Origin of the sequence: Amycolatopsis pittospori, assembly GCF_013870525.1 — a bacterium.
GTDB classification, from domain to species: domain Bacteria; phylum Actinomycetota; class Actinomycetes; order Mycobacteriales; family Pseudonocardiaceae; genus Amycolatopsis; species Amycolatopsis pittospori.
Genome location: NZ_JACBXD010000008.1, coordinates 92,914 through 116,914 on the forward strand (window position 1 = coordinate 92,914; position 24,001 = coordinate 116,914).

At 68.5% G+C, this 24,001-nt stretch carries 20 protein-coding genes; 8 read left to right on the forward strand and 12 right to left on the reverse strand.

Annotated features, from left to right (window positions below; translation table 11 throughout):
• Window positions 1-88 precede the first annotated feature (88 nt).
• A complete protein-coding gene (locus H5J31_RS06690) occupies window positions 89-1,162 on the reverse strand; it encodes a carboxylate-amine ligase (protein WP_181771582.1) in 1,074 nt (357 codons plus the stop codon).
• A 71-nt stretch (window positions 1,163-1,233) separates the two neighbouring features.
• Here H5J31_RS06690 and H5J31_RS06695 point away from each other — a divergent pair, with 71 nt between their 5' ends.
• Window positions 1,234-1,602 carry a hypothetical protein gene (locus H5J31_RS06695; protein ID WP_181771583.1) on the forward strand — a complete coding sequence of 123 codons (369 nt, stop codon included), beginning with the start codon at window positions 1,234-1,236 and terminating at the stop codon, window positions 1,600-1,602.
• A gap of 3 nt (window positions 1,603-1,605) precedes the next feature.
• Here the strand turns inward: H5J31_RS06695 and H5J31_RS06700 are convergent, their stop codons facing one another.
• Window positions 1,606-2,520, reverse strand: coding sequence for a universal stress protein (locus H5J31_RS06700; RefSeq protein WP_181771584.1), 915 nt, complete (start codon window positions 2,518-2,520; stop codon window positions 1,606-1,608).
• A 147-nt stretch (window positions 2,521-2,667) separates the two neighbouring features.
• On the opposite strand from H5J31_RS06700, the gene H5J31_RS06705 reads away from it, so the two are divergent.
• The gene (locus H5J31_RS06705) at window positions 2,668-3,057 is read left to right on the forward strand and encodes an STAS domain-containing protein (protein WP_328701397.1); all 390 of its coding nucleotides are present in this window, start codon (window positions 2,668-2,670) and stop codon (window positions 3,055-3,057) included.
• A gap of 200 nt (window positions 3,058-3,257) precedes the next feature.
• Here H5J31_RS06705 and H5J31_RS06710 read toward each other — a convergent pair whose 3' ends face one another.
• From H5J31_RS06710 to H5J31_RS06740, 7 genes are all read right to left on the reverse strand, one after another.
• Window positions 3,258-4,499 carry a PucR family transcriptional regulator gene (locus H5J31_RS06710; RefSeq protein WP_181771585.1) on the reverse strand — a complete coding sequence of 414 codons (1,242 nt, stop codon included), beginning with the start codon at window positions 4,497-4,499 and terminating at the stop codon, window positions 3,258-3,260.
• Window positions 4,500-4,587: 88 nt separating this feature from the next.
• Window positions 4,588-4,992, reverse strand: a complete 405-nt coding sequence (locus tag H5J31_RS06715; RefSeq protein ID WP_207897583.1) for an STAS domain-containing protein — start codon at window positions 4,990-4,992, stop codon at window positions 4,588-4,590.
• Between the two features lie 152 nt (window positions 4,993-5,144).
• Window positions 5,145-6,326 (reverse strand): hypothetical protein, encoded by a 1,182-nt coding sequence (locus tag H5J31_RS06720; protein WP_207897585.1) that lies wholly within the window; start codon window positions 6,324-6,326, stop codon window positions 5,145-5,147.
• Window positions 6,323-6,910 carry an RNA polymerase sigma factor gene (locus tag H5J31_RS06725; RefSeq protein ID WP_181771586.1) on the reverse strand — a complete coding sequence of 196 codons (588 nt, stop codon included), beginning with the start codon at window positions 6,908-6,910 and terminating at the stop codon, window positions 6,323-6,325. The genes H5J31_RS06720 and H5J31_RS06725 overlap by 4 nt, the downstream gene beginning before the upstream one ends.
• A gap of 49 nt (window positions 6,911-6,959) precedes the next feature.
• Complete coding sequence (locus H5J31_RS06730; protein ID WP_181771587.1) at window positions 6,960-7,958, reverse strand: SEFIR domain-containing protein; 999 nt, start codon at window positions 7,956-7,958, stop codon at window positions 6,960-6,962.
• A gap of 80 nt (window positions 7,959-8,038) precedes the next feature.
• The gene (locus H5J31_RS06735) at window positions 8,039-10,222 is read right to left on the reverse strand and encodes a tetratricopeptide repeat protein (protein WP_181771588.1); all 2,184 of its coding nucleotides are present in this window, start codon (window positions 10,220-10,222) and stop codon (window positions 8,039-8,041) included.
• A gap of 205 nt (window positions 10,223-10,427) precedes the next feature.
• Complete coding sequence (locus H5J31_RS06740; protein ID WP_181771589.1) at window positions 10,428-10,586, reverse strand: hypothetical protein; 159 nt, start codon at window positions 10,584-10,586, stop codon at window positions 10,428-10,430.
• 265 nt (window positions 10,587-10,851) lie between these two features.
• On the opposite strand from H5J31_RS06740, the gene H5J31_RS06745 reads away from it, so the two are divergent.
• A complete protein-coding gene (locus tag H5J31_RS06745) occupies window positions 10,852-11,832 on the forward strand; it encodes a hypothetical protein (RefSeq protein WP_181771590.1) in 981 nt (326 codons plus the stop codon).
• Between the two features lie 110 nt (window positions 11,833-11,942).
• Here H5J31_RS06745 and H5J31_RS06750 read toward each other — a convergent pair whose 3' ends face one another.
• Both H5J31_RS06750 and H5J31_RS06755 read right to left on the reverse strand, forming a co-directional pair.
• Window positions 11,943-13,535: a protein kinase domain-containing protein gene (locus tag H5J31_RS06750; protein WP_181771591.1), complete on the reverse strand. Its 1,593-nt coding sequence runs from the start codon at window positions 13,533-13,535 to the stop codon at window positions 11,943-11,945.
• 3 nt (window positions 13,536-13,538) lie between these two features.
• On the reverse strand, window positions 13,539-16,355 hold the full coding sequence (locus H5J31_RS06755) for a tetratricopeptide repeat protein (RefSeq protein ID WP_181771592.1): 2,817 nt from the start codon (window positions 16,353-16,355) through the stop codon (window positions 13,539-13,541).
• Between the two features lie 259 nt (window positions 16,356-16,614).
• Between H5J31_RS06755 and H5J31_RS06760 the strand changes: the two genes are divergently transcribed.
• Together H5J31_RS06760 and shbA are read left to right on the forward strand one after the other, a co-directional pair.
• A complete protein-coding gene (locus H5J31_RS06760; protein WP_181771593.1) occupies window positions 16,615-17,049 on the forward strand; it encodes a hypothetical protein in 435 nt (144 codons plus the stop codon).
• Window positions 17,050-17,053: 4 nt separating this feature from the next.
• Entirely contained in the window at window positions 17,054-17,704 is a 651-nt protein-coding gene (shbA, locus tag H5J31_RS06765; RefSeq protein ID WP_181771594.1) for an RNA polymerase sigma factor ShbA, read from the forward strand.
• Between the two features lie 7 nt (window positions 17,705-17,711).
• Here the strand turns inward: shbA and H5J31_RS06770 are convergent, their stop codons facing one another.
• Complete coding sequence (locus H5J31_RS06770) at window positions 17,712-18,266, reverse strand: toll/interleukin-1 receptor domain-containing protein (RefSeq protein WP_181771595.1); 555 nt, start codon at window positions 18,264-18,266, stop codon at window positions 17,712-17,714.
• Window positions 18,267-18,402: 136 nt separating this feature from the next.
• Between H5J31_RS06770 and H5J31_RS06775 the strand changes: the two genes are divergently transcribed.
• The 3 genes from H5J31_RS06775 to H5J31_RS06785 all read left to right on the forward strand — a co-directional run bounded on the left by H5J31_RS06775 (window position 18,403) and on the right by H5J31_RS06785 (window position 23,998).
• Window positions 18,403-19,812, forward strand: a complete 1,410-nt coding sequence (locus tag H5J31_RS06775) for an SEFIR domain-containing protein (RefSeq protein ID WP_181771596.1) — start codon at window positions 18,403-18,405, stop codon at window positions 19,810-19,812.
• Window positions 19,813-19,874: 62 nt separating this feature from the next.
• Window positions 19,875-22,781 (forward strand): DEAD/DEAH box helicase, encoded by a 2,907-nt coding sequence (locus H5J31_RS06780; RefSeq protein WP_181771597.1) that lies wholly within the window; start codon window positions 19,875-19,877, stop codon window positions 22,779-22,781.
• Window positions 22,781-23,998, forward strand: coding sequence for a hypothetical protein (locus tag H5J31_RS06785; protein WP_181771598.1), 1,218 nt, complete (start codon window positions 22,781-22,783; stop codon window positions 23,996-23,998). Before H5J31_RS06780 ends, H5J31_RS06785 begins: the two co-directional genes overlap by 1 nt.
• Window positions 23,999-24,001: the final 3 nt, after the last annotated feature.

The following is a 24,001-nucleotide window of genomic DNA, read 5'->3' on the forward strand; positions in this document are numbered from 1 at the left end:
GTTGTGCGTCCACCGGCCGCGAGGTGACCCGGCGCGGGCAGCCCCGGCGAAGCAGGGACGTCGGCGCGCCGGTCACCGAGACCAAGCGCTAGAAGGCGAACTGCTCCACGACGTCGCCCGGCAGCCCGCATCGCGCGAACAGTACGCGCTGGCGGTCCGCGCCGCCGCCGTCGGCGATCAGCCGGGCACAGCCGTCACGGACGAAGTCCAGGTCCCCGGTCATCTCCAGCGCGGCCGCGGCGAAGTCCACGACGTCGCTGATCACCTTCGCCGTGGGGGCGAGGTCACCGGTCCGCGGATGCGGGCACTGGCCGGAAAGTCCTTCTCGCGACGCGCGCCAGAGGTGAGCGCGGAGGATTTCGTTGGAGAGCCCGGGCGCCGGCTCGGTGCTGTCGAGGATCGTGGTGACCAGGCCCCGGATCAGGACGCCGAGCAGCGTCGCTTCCTCCGGGGTCGCCGCCACGTCGGAGAACCGGAACTCCACGGTCGGTTGCGCCTCGGAAAGCCTTACGTCCCAATAAACCATCTTGCGGTCGAGGATCGCGCCCGCGCGCAGCCAGGCGTCGACGATGCTCTCGTAGTGGTCCAGCGAGGTGAACTCCGGCGGCGGCCCGGCGGACGGCCATCGGGTCCACTGCTGGTAGCGCCAACTGGAGTAGCCGGTGTCGAAACCGTCGGAGATCGCGGAATTCGCGGTGAGCGTGAGCAGCGCGGGGAGCCAGGGGCGGAAATGCGAGATCAACCGGACCCCCGTCTCACGATCGGGGATCGCGACGTGGACGTGGCAACCGCAAGTATGCGAAGTCCTCGCGGTGGCACCGAAATGTTCGGCCATCCGCTCGTAGCGGGGATTCGGCGTGATGTGCGGCAGGTCGCTCTCGGCCATCGGCGGGCTCCCGCAGGGCAGCAGACGGCAGCCACGCTGTGCCGCGGCTTCGGCGAGTTCGCCCCGCAGGCCCCGCAACTGACGCAACGCTTCTTCGTGCGTGCGGCAAATGTCCGTCGCGGTTTCGACCTGCGATCGGGTCAGTTCGCGCTGGAGTTCGCCTCGGGGCTCCTCGGCGGAGTCGATGACGAGGTCGCCACTCTGGGAAAGCTGTCCTCGGGGGTCGACAACGAAGAACTCCTCTTCGATACCGAACGTGAGGTCGTCTCCGGTCACGAAGCGGGGATTACCCCGGCTTCGAAACGGCAAACCTGTTTTCCCGATGCCCCCGCTGGGTATTAGCGGTCATGGACCTCGTTTCGGCGGAGCCGCCGTACCTGCTGGCCGCACAGGCCTCTTCCGTGGTGCGTCACCTGTACCGGCGAGTGCGCGACGGCGAGCCGGACTCGGCAGCCGACCTCGGCCGGACGCTCGGGGCGTTGCGTCAATTGGCCGACGACCTCGCCCACGTCCTTCCCGGACTCCAGCAGCAGCTCGAAGAGAGCCTGCTGGACGGCGACCTCCCGGCCACCGGCCCGGCGGCCGAAGCCTGGGACGCCGTGTCCGAGGTCGGGCAGAACCTCGCCAAGGCGCGGGCCGCCGGCCTCCTCATGGCGCAGGAACTGCGGGCGTCGCAAAAGGTTCTCGGCGGACTGGCCGCCCCGCTGGACGGGTGACCCTCACGAACGCACCACCGCTACCGGGCAATGGGCGTGATGGAGCGCGTCGTCGCTGACCGAACCCAGCAACAGACGCCGCAGACCGCCATGGTCGCTCCGGCCGAGCACCAGCAACGCCGCCTCGCTGGACTGGACGGTCAACGCCTGCGCTGTCGGGCCGACGCCGTGCACGATCTCCACGGGCACGTCCGGATAGCGTTCCCGCCAGGGGCTCAGCTGCCGGTCGACGAGTTCGTCGGCCACGTCCTGGGGGATCGCCGGCGCCGGATCCAGTACCGGGCCGCCGAGCAGCGGTTCGCTCGCCGGTCCCCAGACGGGAAGCCTCGCGGCGTGGACCGCGTGCACGGTCAGACCGTGCCTCGCCGCGAAGTCGAACGCGAATCCGGCCGCCTGAGCGCTCTGCTCCGTGCCGTCGGTACCGAGGATCACCGGACCGTCCGGCGGGGCCTCGTCCCCGCGGACGACGATCACCGGACGCCCGGCGTGCGTGGTGACCTCGGATTCGGTCGAGCCGGTCATGGCACGGGCGAATACGCCGGTGTGGGATTCGCCCAGCACGATCATCGTCGCGTCCGTCTCGTCGGCGACGGACGTCAGCACCTCGTCCGGGGTGCCGCCCCGGACGACCGTCCGGACGTCGAGTCCCGGGTCGGTGTGCTGGAGCGCTTCGGCCATGGAATCCAGTTGGAGTCGCGCCGGTTCCGCCTCGGCCGAGCCGGGGACGACCTCGGTGAGCGGTGCCGCGACGGGGTCGGAACCGGGCGGTGGCAAGCGATCCCCGGTGCAGTACGCGAGGACCAGGCCGAGCCCTCGGGTCTTCGCTTCGGCGGCCGCCCACTGGGCGGCCCGGCGAGCTTCCCGCGACCCGTCGAATCCGGTCACCACGGGCCCGGTTCCGTACTGTGCTTGCGACATCGACCATCACCTCCGACGTGCGACGAGTACCCGTTCGAGCCGATCTTCAAGCGTCCGGCTGTTTCACGCGGCGCGAAAACGGGGTACTTCCACCGTATGACCTCTCTGTCGGTACCTCGTACGCCTCAAACGAAGCGTGCTCTGTTCGTGCCCGCGGAGTTGCAGGCATTGGGTGCGCCAGGGGGCCGCCTTCGCCTGCGGGTGTCGAGGCCCGCGAAGGGAACCGCTGTCGTCAAGGTGAACGGCGAGATCGACCTCGACACCGCGCCCCGGTTGTGGGAGATGCTCAGTGAGCGGCTCCATGGCCGTGGTGCCAAGCTGATCGTCAACCTCTCGGAGGTCGAGTTCTTCGGCGCCACCGGGATTCGCGTCCTCCAGCGGGCGCAACTGCTCGCGGACGAGACCGGGACGCTGCTGTTCGTCTTCCCCGGCGAATCGCGTTCCGCGCGCCGGATGCTCGACCTCTACGACGGTGAAGGCCTCCGAGCCCTCGCGAGCACACGGGGCACCGGAACCGAGTGGGTCGCCGGCTCGTGAGTGGCAAGCCGGTCGAACCCCCTTACCACTCAGGAACCCGTTATCCGCCCACTTTCAGGTGCTGCGAAAGCCACTTTCGCAACCTTGAACGTTGCGAAAGTGGCTTTCGCAACACCCGCCGCGCGGCCGGAGGCAACGCCGGTACGGGACACGACACGTTGCCGTGCACCTCAGTAGAACCCGAATCGCCACTCACGACCTCACTTCCGTCCGGTGACGGTGCGGGCCGCAAGGGCCGCGTTCAGCAGGGCGATGTGTTCGAGCCGGGTGGGATCCAGCCCGGTGAGGTCGGCGATCCGACGCAACCGGTAGTCGACGGTGTTGGGATGGACGTGGAGAGCGGCGGCGGTCTGCCGCCTGCCTCCACGGCGCAGGAACGTCTCCAGCGTCTGCAGGAGTTCTTCGTTGCCGTCCAACGGTTCCAGCCGGGTGGCCAGCCGGTCCAGCGCCGGACCGGGGCGGGACAGCTGGTATTCGAGCAGGACGTCGTCGAGCCGGTACAGCCCCGGTGGCCTGCCTGACGCGGTGGCGACCGCGAGGACGTCCTGCGCCAGTTTCGCCGCGGCGGGCAGCTGCGCCGGTTCGGCCGCCGCGGCCCCGGCGATCACCTCCGCGCCCGCCGTGCGGGCCACGTCCGCCAGTATCCGCTCCAGTCGCGCCCAGTCGTGTGTGGACAGTTCTCCTGCCGTGTCTTCGTGCGGCAGCAAGGCGATCCCGCCCTCGGGCGTGAGCGAGGTCAAAACCGTGCCCCGGATCTGGCGCTCCAGTTCGACCCGCAGCCGTCGCAGCTTCCGCCGTCCGGCCACCAGCGGGTCGACGCCGTTGGCCTCCTCGTCGGGATGTGCCCCGACCGACGCGGCGAGGACGACGTAACACGGCGGCAGCCGCAGGCCAGCCTGCCCGGCGGCGACGTCGGCCGATTCCCCGTCGAGCAGGGCGGAAAGCACCGTATGCCGCGCCGAACGTTCGTCGTCGAACATCGTCCGGCGTTCGTCGAGGTAGCCGGCGCCGACCGCGGGGGTGACCACTTCGAGGTAGCGGAGCGTCAGCTGGTGGACGGCCAGGACGTCGGTGACCTCCTCCGGCCGGACGTCCGGGGTCAGCGACGCCCAGACCACCTGGATGCCGATGTGGTACGCGGTGAGGACGATGTCGATCGGGATGCCCTCTTCCGCGCGGCGGGCCGCCGATTCGCGGAGGAAGTCGATCTCCTCCCGGGCAGGCATCGCTCCCGTACGCAGTGTGTCGATGAACGACCGCAGGTTCTGCTCGATCACGTGCGTGATGTCGCCACTGAGCTCCTCGGCTGGGAGCAGGCCGTACTCGGGGATCCTGGTGACGATCTCGCCGAGTACCGCCTTCGTGAGCGATGGCAGAACGTCGGTCAGCCGCTCCGCGAGGGGGCGTCCGCCGATGAGGAACCCCGGATCGTTGTGACTCATCACAACGATCCCGGGGTCGACCTGGTGATGCGTCCCATGGCTCCTCCAGCTGTCAGTGATTCATCATGACAGCCGGCCCGGGGGCGCGTCAGCGAGGAGCGAGGGCGTCCCGCGCCGACGCGATGGTCGGGTGCACGTTGAAGACGGCGTCGAGGCCGAGGAGGGACATCGGGCGGAGCAGGGCCCGTTCCTGGGTGACCAGGATGAACGGGATACCCGCTTCCTCGGCCTTCGCGCGAGTCTGGACGAGAGCGGTGAAGCCCGAGGAGTCGCAGAAGGTGACCTCGGAGAGGTCCGCGATCAGCGCCGCAGGTGCGAAGCGGAGTTCGTCCTCGAGGCTTTGCCGTACGCCGTCGGAGACCGCGAGGTCGATTTCGCCGGACACGGTGACGACGGTGTCGGTGTCGGTGGCCGTGACCGAGACGTCGAGCGAGGACACGAATCTCCTGCTCGAACGGGGCGGATCGGAGGCGGGTGCGCGATAGTCGGTCAAGATGACTCCTTGCCGGTAAGGGGGAACCGGCCAAGGTCCAGGCAGGCGGCCGGAAACCGGAGAAAAGGGCCCGGCGGCTGGTGTCTGAACCGCGACGAGTCAACCGTAGCAGCCCCACGCCCGGAACTGCCCGCTGAACGCCTCCGAGCCGTTCACTTCCCGCCGATCTCCCCGTTGAACAGCGGAGTTCCCTGGGCGGTGGAGGCCTTCACCCAGGTCGTTCCACTGGTTTCGACCGGTATCGAGCCCTCGGGCGGCCAGATCGCGAACGTCCCGTTGGCGACCGGGACGTCGACGGGCTTCCCGGTGCCGAAGTCCGCGATCATCCTGGTCGCCGACGGCGGGACGATCCCGACGAACGCCACTCTCCCGCCGACGTCCGGGACGATCAGCCGGCGGACCGGGATCGACTTGCCCACGAAGGTGTCGACGTGGACCTGGGCGGTCTCGCCGTCGGTGGAGCAGACGAGGGCGTGCGCGGCGTTGCGGGCCACCACGACGCGGAACCGCCCGTTTTCGAGCAGCGTCCCGGCCTGGTAGGAGTCGGCGTCGTCCGGCGGGTGGCTCGCCCGTGCGAAGCACTCCTTCAGCGCGGCGCCGGCGGGGGAGGAGCGGTCGCCGGCCCGGTCGATGACGCTGAACAGGGGCGGAGGAGGTGCGGGCAGCGCCGCCCGCGGCCAGGTGCGCTCGATCTGGTCGGTGTCCCAGCGGCCCGCCCACAGCGCGCCCATGGACGGCGGGGTCTTCGTGAAGCTCAAGAAAAGGTGCTCCGGCGAGGTGATCCGCTCCATCGTGATGCCGAGCCCGTCCTCGCGGGAGAGCTCGAGCCGAGCCCAGGCCGGATCGGCGATGCCGGCGGCCAGCCCGCCGGTCGTGTGGAGCAGCAACGCCGTGCGGCTTCCCTCGGCGTAAGCGAGCGGCGCGTCGGGGTTCGTGAGCGTCACCGAGGTCGCCGTCGTCTCGCAGACGGCGGGTTTGCCCGCCGCGAGGAACGCCACGCCCACGTGCTCGCCTTCGCCGGCGCTGACCGGCGACGTCCACGATCCGCGCGGCGGCAGTTGCCCGGCCTTGCCCGCGGTCTCCGCCGCCGCCCAGCAGCGGTCGAGGACAAGGGCCGCCGGATCCGCCGAAGGACCCGCCACCGGCGGGCTCTCGTCGCGCCACAACTGCACGCCGGCGGTGGCCGCGCCTGCCAGCAGCACGACCGCGGCCGCGACGACACCCCACCGTCCCCGTTTCGGCCGGTCGAGCCTGGTCAGGACGTCTTCGCGAAGTCGGTACCGCAGGTCTTCGGGTAGCTCACGCCGCGGCGGGAGGAGCTCTTCGATGGTCATTTCGCCTCCACCAGGGCGCGCAGTTGAGCTCGCGCCCGAGACAGATGTGCACGTACGGTTACTTCGGCGACCTTGAGCAACGAGGCCGCGTCGGCGATCGACAGATCGCCGAGCAGGCACAGCTCCACCACCTGCCGTTGGGCGGGCGGTAGTGCGCGTACCGCGTCGATCACCTGGCGTAGTCGTTCCTCGCCGTCCACCTGCGCGGCGACGGTGTCCGCGTGGTCCTGGACGTCCGGTGGATCGGGGATACGCCGCAACAGCCGTGATCGCCTGCTCGCGCTGCGGCGTTCGGTGCGCGCGAGGTTGCCCGCGACGGTGTACAGCCAGGGCAGCGCGCTACCCCGCACCAACGCCACGTCGGCCCGCTTACGCCAGGCGATCAGGAACGTGTTCGACGTCAGGTCCTCGGCGGACGTCCACGAGCCCGTCAGCCGGTACGCGTGGTTCCACACCGCCTGGACGTGCCGCTCGAACAACCTCGCGAACGCCGTCTCGTCCCCGCCTGCCGCCCGGTCCCACAGTTCCCGGTCACCCAGGTCGGAGATTGCCCCCACCGGTGCCTCCGCTCCGGTCCTTTGCATGGTCACACCCATCAGTGACCGCCATCCGCGCCAGTGTTGCGGCCCGGTTTCAGACGGAGACGGTGGGGTCGCCCCAAGCAAGTTCGGGAAGCCCGTTCGACAGCCCGCCCGCCATCCGCGCCCCGGCGAGCATCGGATGGGCCGTCGTGTCGGTCCGGTACGCGACCAGCTGGAGGCGCAGGACCTCCGCGACCTCGGCTTCGATCAGGACGGGAGAGCCGAGCTTCGCCGACTCGCCCGGTTGCCGGACGCCGTCCAGGTAGACCTCGAAGTGCCCGATCTGCCGCGAGTCCCGGGCGTCGTCGAGCACACCGGCGGTGACCGAGAAGCGTCGGTAGCGTCTGCCCAGGTCGTACTCGACGACCCCTCGCGGATCGTTGCAGAACGCCGAACAGCGATAGGTGAGGCTGTTGCCGTAGTGCACGCCGTTGAGTGTCGCCGCCTCCACGCGGAGATCGGAGCTCTTCGCCACCGGGGTCAGCTCGCGGGTCAGCAGGAGTTTCGCCCTGGTGGCCGGCCGGACGTACGTGCCGTCCTCGAAAGGCGGCAGTTCCCCGGAAGGTCGTGGATATCGGGGCTGCCGCCGGATAGCGCGGACCAGGTCCTCGACACCGGGGTCCTCACGGACGAACCGCTGGACGATGTAGTGCGTGGCGCTGTACGGGCTGAGGAACTGCGGGATGTCGTCGATGGACCGGCCGGGCAGGACCACCGGCAGGATCCGTGCCGTGTACTCCTCGATGTCCTCGGTCAGCAGATCGCGCAGGATCGCGCCTTCGAACTGCGAACCGCGGCCGATATGCGGGGATTCCAGGCCGTCGGTCCGCCGCCGGTACCACGGTGAGGCGATGGCGATCGTGTAGTCCGCGGCCTTCAGCTGTCGCAGCGCCCACCTCGACCAGTCGATCCGGGCGCCGTCGGCCCACTGGTCGAGGTGCACCTCGAGCCCGACCTTCGTGGCCAGGAAATCGGCGAACCGCCGCACGAGGGTCTTGTGCTCTTCACTGTCGTGCGAATACGAAACGAAGACGCGGGGGCGGGCTGTCATCGTCGGTCTCCAGGCCGCTGACGTCGGTACGCGGCGAATCGGCGGTGTCCGTGCGGAAGTCGGTCCGCCGGACCGGGCCGTTACGCCCGCCGCGCCCGCGCCTCGCCGACCATCACCTGATCGAGATCCGGGTGGATTTCGTCGGCGCGCTCCCAGAATTCGGCGGCCAGGTCGGCGGAGCCCTGCGCTGCCGCGACATTGCCGAGGCCGGTGTACGCGCGGGCTGTCTCATATGGACTTCCGCACGCTTCGGCACGTTCCACCGCGGCTCGGTACGCCGACGCCGCGAGCTCGTGGCGCTCCGCGGTGTACCAGGCCCATCCTGTGCAGTTGAGGGCCATCGCGGCATCGAGGTCCAAGCCGAGTTCGTCGAAGACGGACAGCGTGCCGGCGGCCAGCTCGGCCGCCTCCGTCGCTTCGCCGAGTGCCGTCAGCACCAGCGCGATCCCGCGGCCGGTGATCGCGGCGTTGCGGCGATTGCCGTCGCGGACGTAGAACGCCTGCGCCTGCCGGAGATCCCGCAGCGCGTCAGTGTGCTTGCCCCGGTAGTGCTCGGCCCAGCCGCTGTGCGCGAGCGCCGTACTTTCCCCGTGGCCGTCACCGATGCTGCGGAAGAGCCCGAGGGCCTCGCTGTAACAGGCCGACGCTTCGTCGAGGTCGCCGCGATCGACGAAGGCGACCCCCAGATTGGCCGTGGTCGTGGCGAGCGCCCAGGTGTTCCCGATCGTCGCGGCCGACGCGCGGGCCCAGCGATGGGTGTCCAGCCAGGGATCCCAGAGCTTGGCCACGAAGAAGAAGTCACGCAGGAAGAAGGCGAGCTGCCAGCATCGCTCGTGTTCGCCGCGCTCGCCCGCCGCCCGGCACAGCGCGACCAGCCCCGGCCATTCGGCGCGGAACCAGGACATCGCCATTTCGCTGTCGTCCAGCCGGGCCGGTTCCGGGGTCCCGGGATCGAAGGAGATCTCCGGGACGAACCGGGACGGAGTGAGCAGATTATCGGCGTGAGCGGCATTCCGGACCGCGAAAGTGGTGAGCCGACGAAACGCGTTCATGCCGTCCTCCGCGTCTGTTTGTACGAATTCAGTGGCAAATGCGTGGAGCAGGTCATGGAATCCGTACCTGTCAGGTTCTGGTTGGGTGAGCAGGTGCGCTTCGTGCAGACGTTCCAGCAAGCGATCGGTCTCCCGATAGGAAAGCGCGCTCAACGCGCTCGCGGCATGGATGTCGACATCGGTTCCGGGGTGGACGGTGAGCAGGCCGAACAGCCGCGATTCGGCATCGGTAAGCTGCCTTGTGGACAGCTGGAAAGTCGCGGCGAGGGTGCGTTCGCCGTCGTCCAGTTCTCCCAGGCGAGCGTTTTCGTCGTCGAGCCTGCGCTCGAGTTCGGCGACGTCCCAGGTGGGATGCGCGCGCAATCTCGCGGCGGCGATCCGGATCGCGAGGGGGAGCCGGGCGCACCGTTGGACCACCCGGGTGACGGCATCTCCGGCGGGAACACCGGTGACAGAGCTGAAAAGTTCGACGGCCGCGGCGAGCGGGAGCATGTCCAAAGAGACGTGTCCGGCGTCGTCGAGCGCACTCAGTCTCGATCTGCTGGTGATCAGCACCCGGCATTTCGGCTCGGCGGGCAGCAGCGGCCGCACCTGCGCCGCGTTGACCGCGTTGTCCAGCACCAGCAGAAGACTGCGGCCGCGAAGCCGGGACCGGTACAGCGCGGCACGATCGTCCGGATCGGCGGGGATCCGATCCGCCGGAACACCGAGCACACGCAACAATCTGTCGTGCACGGCCGCGGTTCCGGCGGTGGCGTCACCGAATCCGCGCAGATCGATGAACAGACAGCCGTCGGCGAATCCGGATTCCAGCCGGTGCGCGCATCGGACCGCGAGTTCGGTCTTGCCGACACCGCCCATCCCGGACACGACACAGACTCCGCCGTCGATTTCCAGCGCCGTGCGCATCGCCCGCAATTCCGCGTCCCTGCCCGCGAAAGCGTTCGTCATCGGCGGCAATCCGGACGGGCGGACGTCGGGTCTGGTCCGGCGCCGCACGGGTTCGGCGGGCAGTAGCGAGGTGAGCCCTTGCGTCCCGAGTTCGGTTTCGCACAGGGCGGCGAGTGCCGGATTCGCCTGGGCGAGGCCGGTTTCGACCTTGCTGAGGTAACCCTTGCTGTAATGGGTGCGAGCCGCGAGTTCGGTCAGCGAAAGGCCGGCCGCCCGGCGACGGCGTCTGAGTTCGGCCCCGAACGTGGCTCTCTCGTTCATCAGCACCCATCCTCGTCGGAGGACCAGTATGACGGTGTGGACGGTGCCCCGGCACCGTTCGCTCACCGCGGGGGCGCCGGCCGGGTCCGCGGACCCGGCCGGCGGCTGCGCGCACAGCCCGTGATCGTCGTTCATCATCGTCGTCCTCAGCTGAACACGAAGCCGAGCAGGGCCAGGATCAGGCCGATGGCGTGGGTCTGCATGGTCAGCGCACCTCCTCTCCGTGCGTCGCGACCACGGGTTCGACCGGCGTCGCGGGCGCGGTTCCCTGTGCGCTGCCGAGCAGCACTCCCATGAAGAGCGCGACCACCCCGAGCCAGAAGGCCAGCCGCAAGAGCAGCGAAAACGAGCACATGACCTTCATTCCGACTCCTTGGGTGGGCGTGCTTGGGCAGCACTCGACAACGCGGTAAAACCGCTGGTCCGGTTGTTATTTCGCCGCGAAATCGTCGCGGTCCACCAAGAATGCGATGCCCGCCTGGGGGCGACAAGGAGTTTCCTGTTTCCCGTATGGGCGGGAAAGGAAAACCAAAAATAACGATCGGCGATATACCGCCGTGACCGGCTGGACACGGGCCGCCGCGCTGACGACTATTGACCACCGTGCTTGAACCACTAGGGGAGGACTGGTGAACGTCAGCGCCGCGGACCTGGTCGCCGAATTGAAGCTGCTCCGAAGGGGCAGGGGAATTCCGGCACCTCAGCTCGCCGAACGAGCCGGGCCGGCCTTGCGCGCGGTCTGCCGTATCGACGAAGACGACGAAAACGCGGAGGTCCGGAGAAAGATAGGGGACTGCATCACCGAGTGGGCGGCGTCGCTGCCCGACGACCTGCGCGTCGCCGTGCTCGCTGCGTTCGCGCTGCACGAAGAAGCGCGGAACCCGTTCTATCAGGACAGGGTGCACTGGCTGGCGAGCAAGCTGGAACGTGACGACCGGACGGCGCGGCGCCGGATCGACGAAGGCATCGAACAGCTCGCCGAGGTCGCGATCGCGTCCACAAGCGAGTCCGAGGTCGGCGAAGCCTCCTACCCCAGCAAGAGTTGGCACACCGAAGACCTACGAGTGACCCTCGCGCTCGATCAGCCCGTTCCGGAGGTTTTCGAGTTCCGCCGGATCGTCGCGGACGCCGACGACATCGCCGAGCTGGACCTGGCCCTGACGCAGACCGACTCCGACTACCGCGGCGAATCGATCGGCGACGAGGAGCTCCGGGTCGACGTGTTCCACGGTGGACGCCTGACCGGGCGCGTGATGGAGTCCAGTGACCGGGTCGGCCTCGCGTTGCGGTTACCGGAACCGCTCCACAAACGAAGTCGCCACGAAATCGGGTTGCGGTACCGGGGCGAGTTCAAACAGCCGCATTTCGTGTGTGTTCCCCGGCATCCGGTGGACCTGTTCGACCTGCACGTCCGATTCCCGCTGCCGATGCCCGTGGAGGTCGTGCAACTGGACCGGGTATTCCAGGACGACGCGAGCGATGAGGCGACACGCGGGCTTTCCTTGACACCGGACGCCTCGGGCGAGATCCATGTCCAGTTCCGTCGGCTCGCGCCGGGTTTCGCCTACGGGGTGCGCTGGAAATACCCCGATCCCGGCCCGGTCACCTGACGGCCGGGCGGGCCGGTGCCGGCTGACGGACGTCTTCGGCACGACCCACACCGCCGTAGACGCCCCTCGCCTCGCTGCTCGGTAACCGTCGCTACCTTCGGCCGGCGCCGCTAACTCGTGGTCGTGGGTGGCGGAACCTCCTCGGGGAGTCCGAGCAATTTGGCCTCGCCGAGGTCGAGATAGTTGCCAGACCCGCCGCATTCCCCGGATTTCACCGGCTGCCAGCCGATCTTGAGCCGGAGCACCCCGGTCAGGTCGACGTCGACCGGCACCATCTTGCCCAGCACGGTCGTGGTCGAAAGCAGTTTGCGGTCGTCGCCGAAGATCTCCAGCTGTACCTTGAGCGACGAGTCCGGGGAGTTGTCGTCGAGGCCCGCCGAGGCGACGAGACGCCGGAAACCCTTGGAAAGGTTGTACTCGACGGATCCGGGATCGTTGCACTCGTAGATCCTGGTGGCGACGGTGTGCAGGTAGGTCTTGCCCGCGACCGAGCCGGTCTGATGGTCGGAGTCGAACTGGCCCCGCACCGGCTCCAGTTCGCCGAGGTAGCGCTCGGCCGGCAGCGCGGGCGAACTCGGCGGTGCCGAAACCGAGGCGCTTCCCGCCTGAGCGGTGCCGCTCGGCGCCTCGGTCGCCGGGGCCGTGGCCGTGACCTGCACGGTGGTCGTGGGCACCGGCGCGGCCGCCGGTTCGACGGGGGTCCGCGAGTTGCCGGTCAGGGCGACGGTCGTGATCGCCCCGGCGGCGACCACGGTGGTCGCGACGGCGATCGGCACCCACTTCCTCTTCCGTTTGGGCGGGGGACTGTACAACTGCTCGCCGTACATCTGGTCTCCGATCATGAACGAGGGTGGGAGAGTGTCCTGCCGGTCCTTCGCGGATTCGGGCTTCGGAGCCCGTTCGAGTCGTTGCCCGACCGGCGCTCCGAGCAGGTCGGGTGTCATCGCGCGGAGAACGGCCGCCGTCCGGTCCGCGGTCGGCCGGAACGAGGGATCGAAGGCCAGCAGGAGCCGGATCAGGTCCCACAGGGGTTCCGGCAGCTGACCCGGTCGTCCCGGTCCCTCGTCGACGGCCCGGACGAAACCGGCGGCGAACGGGGTGACGCCGCAGTACAGCTCGTAGAGCAGGGCTCCGAGCGAGTACATGTCCGACGGCGGCGCGTCCTCGGCTTCGGGCGCGGCGTAGGTCGACGCGGCCAGCAGGGACGTCTGTCCGGAAGTACGCTGTGTCAGCGACGAACAGGCCGTGTCCGCCAACCGGGGGACCCGGACCGAACCGCTGTCGTCCATCAGGACGTTCGCGGGCCGGACGTCCCCGTGGACGATGCCGAGCGCGTGCACCTCGTGCAGGGCGGACGCGATCCCCGCGCCGATCCTGGCGATCTCGGCGGGCAGCAGGGTGCCCGCGGTGCCGAGCCATCGCTTCAGCGATCCACCGGGTACGCGGTCCTGGATGAGCGCGATGGCGTCGTCCTCGATGACGACGTCGTGCAGGAGCACGAGGTTGTCATGCCGCAGACCGACGAGTTGGGACTGCGCACGGAGGAAACGCTCGACGAGCGCGGGGTCGCGAGTGCGTCCGAAGGGCAGCAGCTTGATCGCGTAGTCTTCGCCGTCCGGCCCGGTGGCGGCGAAGACCTCTCCCACCGAACCCCGGCCCAGCGATTCACCGAGCCGGTAGCGCCCGGCCAGTTCACCTTCCATGAGTCATTCGCCTTTCTTCTTGCCCGTGCCGAACAACCGCTCGGCCGTGAACAGCGCGGAGACGAGGGGCCGGGGGAGCCGGATCACCCGTTTCGCCGCGATCGCCTTCGTGGAGAGTTCGGTCGCGATGCCGAGTGCCGCGACGATGTCGTCCGCGGCGCCGTCGACCAGCTCCGTGGCGCGCCGGTACTGGTCGCGTCCGCTGAACGCCAGTGCGATACCGAGGTCGAGCCGGCTTTCCAGGGTTTCCGGATGGGTCAGGCCCAGCAGCCGGATCTGGGGCTGGAGGATGTCCTCCAGGAGGTCGGCCTGGCGGCCGAACTCGCGCAGCTGCCCGTGGGCCAGCGCCATCCCGTGCCTGATCCGGTACCGCAGCTGGTGCTCGCTCCCGAGGACGCGGAGCACGGTCTGCTCGGTCGCGCTCAGCACGCGCAAGGCCTGTTCCGGCTGTCCCAGCGCCAGGAGCGCGCGATCGGCCATGACCGCGACGGTCAGGGTCAGCGGGTTCTCCGCGCCGTAGCGTTTCTCGTACGCGCTTTCGAGCTCGCGTAGTTCCGTGGCGGACCGTTCCCAGTCGGCCCGATCCGGCCGCAGGTCCCGCAGATCGAGCGTGACGGTCGCTTCCGCCTGCAGTAATTCGGCTTCGGTACAGCGGAAGTGCCGTTCCCGTCCGGTGGCATGGAAGGACGACACCACCTCGGCCGCGACCTGACGTGCCCGCCTGGGATGGCCGTCGAGAAGCAGTGCGCGGACGTACTCGAGCAGAGCGGCGGGCAGGAGGTCGTCGCGTAACGGTCCGGGTGGGGCGTCGCGGAGCTCCGGCAAGAGCGCGTCCAGTGCGGCGATGGACTCGCGGGGGCGCCCGCGCAACCGGGACGCCTGCGCGGTCGCCACGACCGCGGCCAGCCGGTCTTCGTGGCGGCTCGGGAACCGGCCGCGATACTCGTGCCAGAACGTCCGGTCGCCGGCGTCGTAGTCCCCTTGGCAGTCCAGCGCCTGGGCGGTGATGAGCCTGGCCGCGTACCGTTCGTCCTCGGAATCCGCCAGCAGGAGAGCGCGCCGGGCATGCCTGGCCGCCTCCGGGTAGAGACCGCAGGCGATCTCCACGCGCGCCGCCGCCGCGAAGTCCGCGCTCGTCGCCCCTTCCGTGGTCAGGATCATGGCGTGGATTTCGCCCGCGGCCAGTGGATCACCCTGCTTCTCGTGCGCGGTCGCGATCGGGCGCAGCAGCCGGATGCGGTGCTGCGCCGGAGCACGTTCGGCGAGGGTGCGCGCATGCTGGAGGAGGAAGTCCCGGTATCCGGCGTTTTCGTCGGAGAGCAGTCGCAGCAAGGTTTCCGCCGCGCGCTCGTGCAGGTCGCCCGGCTCCAGTTCGGCCCTGGCCACCTCGGCCACGAGCGGCTGCAGCTGGAGGCCCCCGTCCACTCGCGAGGCGGCACAGTGCGCGGCGAGTTCGTCGACGGCGTCGGCGAACTCGCGTTCGGTGGCGAAACCGAGCACCTCGCGGGCGAAGTCGAGTGGGAAGGGCACCGGGGCCAGCAGGCTGCCCAGCCGGATCAGCCGGGAAGCGAGCGGTCCGAAGCCCTCGAGCAGGTCACGGATCGCGGGCGGGGCGGTGTCCGGGCGAGAGGCGAGGGAGACGTCGTCGAGTCGTCCGGGTAGATGTCGCGCGGCCAAAGCGTTGGCGCGCACCGTGATCGGGTGTCCGCCGCAGCGCTCGACGAGACGTAGTACAGCTTCTCGTTCGGCGTCGTCGGTGGGCTCGCGATACTCACTGAAGAGCCGGAGTCCCTCTTCGGGGGACAGCCCGGGCAGGTCGACCGCGGCGACGTCCCACGGGGAATGCTCGACCCGGCTGGTGATCAGGGTCGACACCTCGGACGCGGGCAGTAGCAGCCGGTCGAGGACGTTCGGCGGGAGCCCGGCCGGAACGTCGTCGACGATCACGAGAACCTTCTCGCCGGCGGCGCCGAGCCGCTCGGCGACGTGGTCGCGTAACCGGTCGAGGTCCATTCCGGAGACGTCGGTGCCCAGCCGTTCGGCCGCCACCCGCGCCAACCCCAGGTGGAACTGGGAAAGGACCTCTTCGGGCGCGTGATGACCGAACGGTCCCAGCCTGATCACACCGCCGTCGAAAGCGTCGTGGAAGAGGTACGCGTACTGCTCGGCCAACGCGGTCTTCCCCACACCAGGTAGTCCACGCAGCATCAGTACGGGCCGCGAATACGGGGTCATACCAGGGAATTCAGCGGCATGCAGACCACTGTGGACGGACCAGAGCTCCCGGTACCTTCCGACGATCCGCGCCGGGGGCCGCCGTCCGGGGGGCCGCTTCCCGGCGCCGAGGGGATGTCCGGCCTCGGCGACCTTGCGCCGGACGCGGTCGACCAGAACGGGCATGGTCCGCTCGGTGACCGGCCCGGAGAAGAATTTCGCGTCGGCCAGTTCCACCGGCGCGATATGCCTGCTGTCGGGCTCGGGATTGATGGCGAGAACCCGATTCGCCGGCGCGCCGTGACGTCCGGCCGCGATGAAGGCCGCGGTCAGCTCCCACTGGCAGGCATAGCGTGTCGGAAGCACACGGGAGTAGTAGACGAGCAGGACGCGCGAACCGGCGATCGCGTCGGCGAGCTCACGGGTGATCGGCGCGAACTCGTCGATGACGGTGTCCCGGAAAACGCGGAGCCCCGCGGCCCGGAGCGCGGTTTCCAGCTCGGCCACCCGTTCCGCCCCCTCGGGATCGGCCCGGGTGAAACACACGAAGACATCGAAACGATCCGAGCTGCGAGCATCGGACAGGCCAGGGTCGGGATCCGTCATCTGCGCACTCTCTCTCCCAGTGGTCGCGGCGGTTCGCCTGCGCAAGGATCGATCACGAACGCGATTTCGCTACCGGTGATCGAGCGGATACGAGGAACTGTCCTTGATTTGGCAGGTCCGTCGGCGGATTCCGCCGGGAAACCTCCGCGACACGTATTTTGTCAACGGACAAAACCTGGACAACAAACGACGGCCCGCAACATCGCGGCCCGCCTCCTCGATTACCGGGCATTCGAACCGCGAACGCCCGGGAGAGAACATGGGAATCGCCACTGGCCCCGCGAGCGAGGGGAACAGCACGGTCGGCGCTCTGATCGTCATCGTGATCATCGGTCTGTACCTGGGCTACAACGCCTTCAAGAGACACGGTTTCCGGCCGCGGCGGGTGGAAACGACGCTGAGCGGTCAGCAGCTGCGGCAGGTCTTCAAGAAGAAGGTCGCGAGGAACGGCTGGTCCATTACCGACGACGGCAATCCGATGGTCGCCCAGTTCACGTTGCCCGACGGAATCAGCCGTCAGATCTCCCTGAACATTTCGGAGGCGAACGGGCGCACGGTCGCGGAACTGGCCGTGATCCGCCATTCGAAGAGGGTCCTCGGCGGTACGGCCAAGGGTTACACGATGCGGTGGCGGATGAACGCCTTCATCGCGCAGGTACGACGGCTCGATTCCAGTGCGAAAGTGATGGGCTGATCCGATGACGACTCTCGACACGCGTCCGACCGACGAAGACGTCAAGGGCTACACCAGGCTGGAGACCGCGCCGCGCGCGCCCGGCCGGATGACCAGGGAAGTGCTCGATCCGCTCGTCGTCGCGGCGAAGACCGGCGACCCGGCCGCCGTCGACGCACTGCTGGCCGTCGTGAAGCCGGCGCTGGTGCGCTATTGCCGCGCCCGCATGGGAGGCCGCGACCTCTCCTACCTGTCGGCCGACGACGTCGCACAGGAGGTCTGCCTCGCGGTCTTCAAGATGCTTCCGGCGTATGAAGATCGCGGCGGCTCGTTCATCTACCTCGTCCGGGCGATCGCGGCGAACAAGGTCGCCGACGCCTTCCGCGCAATTTCGCGGGACCGGTCCGACCCCGTACCGGAACTCCCGGAGGCCGGGCCGGTCCACAACGAACCGGAGGACCACATGCTCGGCGTCGACCTCGGCGCCCGGCTCGGCAGGCTGGTGGCCACCCTGCCGAAGATGCAGCAGGAAGTACTCACCCTGCGGATCGTCGTCGGCCTGTCCGCCACCGAGACCGCGGAGGCGCTCGGACTGACGCCGGGCAACGTGCGGGTCAAGCAGCACCGGGCCCTGCTGAAGCTCCGCGAACTGGCGCAAGAGGAAGACGACTTCTGAAGCGAGGTCAGCTTGGACCTGCTCCAGGGCCCGACTCCGGCGGGAGCACGAGAGGCCGTCCGAGCGGGGGCCGGAGGTGTCGTGGTTGTCCGGTGATCGTGCGAAGCAGGCCGTCGGCCCCCTCGACGGTCAAGGACGCGATGGGGTACCGGTCCGCCGCGTACGGCTGGAGGAAGAGTGGAATTCCTTCGATGTCTTGACCGGGAAGCAGGACAGGAAGGATCTTCGCGGTCCAGGTCTTCCGGTCACCCTGGAGAAGGTCGCGTAACAGGGCCGCTTCGGCTTGACCGCCGAGATTGCGGTCGGCGGGGCCGTTGCCGTCACCCATTCGTCGGTAGCCTTCGGACGCGACGACGAGGACGTAGTCGTACGAGGTCATGAAGCGGGTCGCCCACACCTGCCAGTCCTGCCTCGGCCCCGTCGCCCACTGGTCCAGCTCGACGACGATCCCGTTGTTCACGAGCAGGGTCGCGAAGTCCCGCACTTGATCACAGTGGTGGTCGCTGTCGTGGGTGTAGGAGATGAAGACCTGCGGAGTCCGGCTGATTTCGTGCGCTTGCATGCGAGACCTCGTTGCCCGGCGATGGTGCTGTGGCGGAACGATAGCAATGACGTCTTGTGTAGCGGATGGAGTATCCGGTACGACTCAGTGACGTAGCTTCGTTGATCAAGTCCGGCGCGGGGAAGGGACGGTCTTGGTGGATCCCGGCGAAACCTCGCCACGGGTGTACATCTCGTATTCGCGGGATTCCGACGAACACACCCGGTTGGTACTCGAATTCTCGGGCCTTCTGCGGAGCGAAGCGGGGATCGACGCCCATCTCGACCGGTGGTACGACGACGGCAGGCGGGACTGGACCGCTTGGGTACTCGACCAGGTAGGACAGGCGGATTTCATTCTCGCGATCGCTTCACCGGAGTACAAGAAGGCCGTGGACGGACGTGCTTCGTCGACGTCCGCGGGGCTCGCGGAGATCGAAGGGGCGCTGATCCGGAACAGCTACGGCCGGAATGTGGACGGTGCCACGCGCCGAATCCTGCCGGTGATTCTTCCGGGCGGTACGACCGACGAAATCCCCGATCTTCTTCGACCGGCTTCCGCCACGAATTATGTGGTTCCCGAGTTGACGCTCGAAGGAATCCGTTCCCTGGCGCGAGTCTTCTACGGTTCACCCGCGTATCCCTTGCCGTCGCAAGGCTCGTTCCTTCCTCCCGTCACCATGCCGGACCGGATATTCGTGTCGGTCGCCGAGGCGCCCCCCTTGCGAGCGCCCAGCCTCACCGCGGGCGTCGAAGCGGAAATCGGAGAGGACCGGTACCTCGTTCACGGCGATTTCCTCGTGAAGCGGACGATCGCGGACGGGGCGGCTGTCGAACGCCGTGCGCGGGCACTGCGCGTCGGCCCACCTCACGAGCAAGTATGGCTGCGCCAGGTCGAAGTACGGCAACGGACACCGCGGGCGAAGGCGGCCATCATGAGTCTCGGCCGCGAGCACGACCTGCTTGCCGCCCTGGACGGCAAGGGCTCGGGTATGCCGTCGCTGATCGGACGCTCCAGTGACGGCGGCGTCGGGACGTTGATCACCCGGTGGCCGACCGACAGGTCGTCCGGCCGGCCTTGTGACACGCTGGCCGCGTTCTTGCCGGAGCCCGGCGAGTTCGTCGATCCGCTGCGCGCTCTCGGCTTGCTCAGGGACCTCGCCCGCCTCTGCCGGACCTTGGCCAGGCTGCACGGAGTGCGGCGCGCGCACCGGCTGCTCGAACCGGACGGGATCCTCCGGTTCGACGACGGGACGCTGGTCCTGCGGGATCTCGGTCTCGCCGCGGTCGAATACGAGCCCGGCGAAGCGGAGGGGTACCACCAGGCCCCGGAACAACGGCGGCGGAGCAGTGGCCGGGTCGGGCCGTGGACGGACGTGTATCAGGTGGCCGCGATGGCCTACCACCTGACAACCGGCCATCCGCCCAGAAGCCCCGTGCCGCTTCCGGTGAGCGCGCTGGCTCCGGGGCTGCCACCGGACGCCGCGGCAGCGATCGACGCCGCACTCCGGCCGGAGCCGGCCCTGCGACCGGACATCCGGGTCCTCGCGACCGCTTTGGCCGGGTAGGGATTTCGCATCGACCCGGGGAGGGGTCCTTCGTGTTTCACACCATCGTGTTAAGCGGCTGGTTGACGCTGATACCAGGCAAGCCGCTCGACGCTCGTCTGCGGCGGATGGCCAAGGACCATCCCGGCCTGCCCGGAGGGGTGTCCCAGGTGGTCGCCGATCTGAACGCGCGTTCCGACGGTGTCGCCGCCACAGTGGACGAACCACGGGAGAACGGCGACGACCGCAGCCTGCTGCTGTACACGCGGGACTACCGCGTCCGCCTGTTCCGGACCCGGCGTGGTGACGCCTTCACCGTCGCCGGGATCGATCCGATCCGGCTGAAAGACCACGACAGGCTGGCCCAGGGATGTCTGCGGTTGCGGGCGCGGTGGCACGCGGTGCTCGAACCCCGGCAGGTCCCGCAAGGTTCCGACGCGCAATGGCCGGCACTGCTCTCCGCCTGGACGCGGCTGCTCCGTACGCGTGGCGACGAGCAAGCCGTCCCCACCGTGAGCGCGGCCCAGGCAGCGTTCCTCGACACGCTCGACCACCTGATCGACACGAAACGGGAGATGGAGGCCGCCGCCGACGTGCCGTCCTACCCGTATCGCGAGGTCCGCACGACAGGGGAACGCCGATACAGCGCGTCGTCGATGTACGAGTTCCTGGTCGTCGGCGGACGGGTTCCGGAGCGCGGCCAGTTCGTCGGGCTGCGCGGAGAACCGGCACAGCGGGGCCAAGTGCTCCGTGCGGACGAGGAGCGGGTCGTGGTGCGGTTCGACCAGCCGATCGACTGGGCGGGACTTCCGCAGCAAGGCGAGCTGGAGGAGACGAGGAGCAACGTCGTCCACGCGAAACAGCGAGAAGCCGTCGGGTTGTTGCGCGATCGACGGTCCCGCAACCATTCGCTGCTGACAGTCCTGGTCGACCACCAGGTGAAACCGCTCGCGACCTCGCCGGAGAACCCCGGTGAGGAACTGGACGACGATCAGCTCGTCGCGTTCCGCCGGGCGCTCGGCGTCCGGGACATGCTCGTCGTGCTCGGCCCGCCCGGCACCGGCAAGACCCGCACGATCAGTGAGATCGCGCGAGCGAGGGCTTTGGCGCCGGAACGCGCGCCCGTGCTCGTCGCGTCGCATACGAACCGTGCCGTGGACAACGTGCTCGCCAAGCTTTCCAAGGACGTTGTCGTGGTCCGGGTCGGCAACGAGGGAAAGGTCGATCCGGACGGGCGCCCCTTCCTCCTGGAAAGGCTCGCTTCCGACCTGCGCGGCGAGGTCCTCAGCACGGTGGATGTCGCCCTGCGTTCCTACGAGGGTGTTCCCATCGCGGCCAGTTGGCTTCCGGAACTGGAGCGGCGTACGAGTGCGTACGGGGCGGCGCTGGATGCCGAGGCACGAGCGGCGGCGGAACTCGATCGCGTCCGGCGCGTGATGGGCGGACCGGCACAGACCCGGGTCGAGGAATGCCGGTCCGAGCTAGCCGTTCACGAGCAACGCATGGTGCGGGCAAGACGGAAGCTCGAGCGGTTGGGCGGACGTGACGCGCGAGCGAGAAACCGTCGTTGGTGGCCACCTCTCGACAGGTGGGCGGCCTCGCGGGCTCGGGGCCGTGCACGGCGGATGCAAGCGGAGCAGGCCACGCTCGCCGGCCTGGCTGAAGCGGCGGTAGGTCTGCGGGCCTCGGTCTTCCAAGCCGGTGAAGCACTCGACGTCGCCACCCGAGGAATACCGCAAGTCCAGCACGCCCATAGGGAACTAGAGCGAATCCGGCACCATCGCCAAGCCGCCGCCTCTTCCACCGCCGAGGCGGCGGAGGCCATCAGAAGGGCGCTTGGCGGGGTCGAGGTCATCCCGCCGATTCCGGCAGGCCTCGACGCCGGGGAGGCATGGCGGATGTCGACGCGGCTCCACGCCTGGGCCGGGCCGCGATTGGTGTTGCTGGGAGCCAGGGAGAAGCTGTTGTCCGAGTGGCGCGAGGAGGTCTCCGGCAAGACGGAGCAGTTGCATCCCGAGCTGATCCGCTACGCCGACGTCATCGGCGCGACGTGCGTCGGCGCGGCGACACGCTCGGAGATCGCCGAGGTCGAATTCGATCTGGCGATCATCGACGAGGCGGGGCAGATCGACACGGCCAACCTGCTCGTGCCCCTCGTCCGGGCGAAAAGGTCGGTGCTGGTCGGTGATCACCGGCAGCTCCCCCCGTTCCTCGATTCCGATGTCCAGCGCTGGGGCGAGGAGAACGGTGACCCGCTGATCCGGGACCTGCTCGAGAAGAGCGGCCTCGAGATCCTCGTCGGGGCGATACCGGACAGCCACATCGTGCGGCTGACCCAGCAACGGCGCATGCCCAAGGTCATCGCCGACTTCGTCTCCGACATGTTCTACGAGGGAACGTTGCGCACGAAGGTCGTCCGGGAGCACAACTCTCCGCTGTTCTCCAGTCCACTGGCCTTCGTCGACACCTTCCGGCTGCCTGAGCGGAAGCGGATGGAAACCCCGGCACAGCAATGGAACCCGAGTCTGTCGGGCGGTTGGGTGAACCACGCCGAGGCCCGGATGCTGGCCAGACTCGCGGCCCACTACCAGCGGTCGGGGGTGGAATGGGCGTTGATCGTGCCCTATTCCGCGCAGGTCAAGCTGATCTCGAATCTTCTTCGCCTGGGCGGCGTCGCGTCGGACACGATCGACGGAAGCATCGGCACCGTCGATTCCTTCCAGGGCGGCGAGCGCGACGTGATCCTTTACGGGTTCACACGCAGCAACTCACGCGGGGAGGTCGGCTTCCTCGACGAACTCCGGCGCGCGAACGTCGCTTTCACCCGGGCCAAGCGGCAATTGGTCCTCATCGGCGACATGGGCATGTTGTTGCGCGCCAAGGACCTGGGATTCCGGGCACTGTCCACGTCGTTGCGCGACCACGTCGCGGCCTCGGGTGACGTCCAGCAGTACGAAGAGTTCGAAACGCGTCTGGAAGGGCTGGAGTGATGAAGCCCAGGAAGTACCTGATGCCCTACCGGGAAGAACGCGCATTGGAGGACGTGGCGTTCGGGCAGGGCTTCACGCCCACCCGGATCTTCTCGCTGATGCTCCCGATCTGGCAGGTCGAGGTGAAGTCGACGGTCACCGAGGGCAGGCCGTACGAACTGATCGAACGCTTTCTCGAACGCGGGATCGTCGAAGCCGAGCTGGGCACCGTGCCCGAGCTGGCGACTTTCTTCGCGCTGGACGAGGCCCTGGTCGATCGCGCACTGCGATTCCTCGCCGCGCTCGATCATCTCTTCGTCCAGGACGGACGGATACGGCTCACCGAACTCGGCCTCCGATCGCACCGTGATCAACGCTGCTACACGGTCGAACGGGAGGACCGCCGGAGGCTCTACTTCGAGGCGTTCTCTTCGCGGCCGCTGTCGCGGGCTTACTACGACACGAACGTCGTGACGCTTCTGTCCTTGGCGGAGGTGAAAGAAGCGAAAGGCGGCAATGCCTACGCGTTCCAGATGTTGTCCACTATCAACGGATTTCGCCGGGACGCGCTGGCCGAACTCGCCGGCCTCGCCGATCGTGACCACTACAACCTGCCTGCCCGGATCTCCCAGCCGGAAAGCCTCGGCGAGAAGATCGTCCATCTTCCGCTCTTCGTCGTTCGTGCGCTCGATCCGCGGGGCCGTACCCGGTATCTCGCCTACAGCCAGGCCGCTGACAGCGCGGATCCGGAGCTGAGCGAGCTCTGCGAAAGGAATCCCGACATCGCGGCGGTGCTGGACTCGGAGGAACTGGAATCACGGCCGGATCGGCAGAAAGCGACGATGGAGAACTGGCTGAAGGGGAGGAACCTCGAACAACACCGGCCGGTCCGGCGCGATCACGGCGCGTGGGAGGTCGTTCTGCCCGCCGCCGCCTTCGAACCGGCCGGGTCGGTGCCGTTGGCCAGACTCGGCTCTTTCGTCGTTCGCGGCACCGACGTCCTGCACATCCGTTGCGAAGACGAGAAAACACGGGAGCGCACGTTACTCACCCGGATGGATTCCTATCTGACGGCGAGGTTCCGGGTCGACGCCGCCGACGTCGCCGCTCGGATCGCGCGCATCGGGGTTCAGCTGGGCTTCACCGGCCTGGATCCGGAGGGATTGCGTCAGCTGGCGACCGGTGCGGGAATGACCTCGTTGGCCAGGCGGCTCGCCGAGCTGACGTCGTCCGGTTGAGCG

Coding starts and splice junctions, on each gene's coding strand:
- H5J31_RS06695 (WP_181771583.1), top strand. CDS start 1,234: ATGGACCTCGTTTCGGCGGAGCCGCCGTACCTGCTGGCCGCACAGGCC.
- H5J31_RS06700 (WP_181771584.1), bottom strand. CDS start 2,520: ATGTCGCAAGCACAGTACGGAACCGGGCCCGTGGTGACCGGATTCGAC.
- H5J31_RS06710 (WP_181771585.1), bottom strand. CDS start 4,499: ATGAGTCACAACGATCCGGGGTTCCTCATCGGCGGACGCCCCCTCGCG.
- H5J31_RS06720 (WP_207897585.1), bottom strand. CDS start 6,326: ATGACCATCGAAGAGCTCCTCCCGCCGCGGCGTGAGCTACCCGAAGAC.
- H5J31_RS06725 (WP_181771586.1), bottom strand. CDS start 6,910: ATGCAAAGGACCGGAGCGGAGGCACCGGTGGGGGCAATCTCCGACCTG.
- H5J31_RS06730 (WP_181771587.1), bottom strand. CDS start 7,958: ATGACAGCCCGCCCCCGCGTCTTCGTTTCGTATTCGCACGACAGTGAA.
- H5J31_RS06735 (WP_181771588.1), bottom strand. CDS start 10,222: ATGAACGAGAGAGCCACGTTCGGGGCCGAACTCAGACGCCGTCGCCGG.
- H5J31_RS06740 (WP_181771589.1), bottom strand. CDS start 10,586: ATGAAGGTCATGTGCTCGTTTTCGCTGCTCTTGCGGCTGGCCTTCTGG.
- H5J31_RS06750 (WP_181771591.1), bottom strand. CDS start 13,535: ATGGAAGGTGAACTGGCCGGGCGCTACCGGCTCGGTGAATCGCTGGGC.
- H5J31_RS06755 (WP_181771592.1), bottom strand. CDS start 16,355: ATGACGGATCCCGACCCTGGCCTGTCCGATGCTCGCAGCTCGGATCGT.
- H5J31_RS06760 (WP_181771593.1), top strand. CDS start 16,615: ATGGGAATCGCCACTGGCCCCGCGAGCGAGGGGAACAGCACGGTCGGC.
- shbA (WP_181771594.1), top strand. CDS start 17,054: ATGACGACTCTCGACACGCGTCCGACCGACGAAGACGTCAAGGGCTAC.
- H5J31_RS06770 (WP_181771595.1), bottom strand. CDS start 18,266: ATGCAAGCGCACGAAATCAGCCGGACTCCGCAGGTCTTCATCTCCTAC.
- H5J31_RS06785 (WP_181771598.1), top strand. CDS start 22,781: ATGAAGCCCAGGAAGTACCTGATGCCCTACCGGGAAGAACGCGCATTG.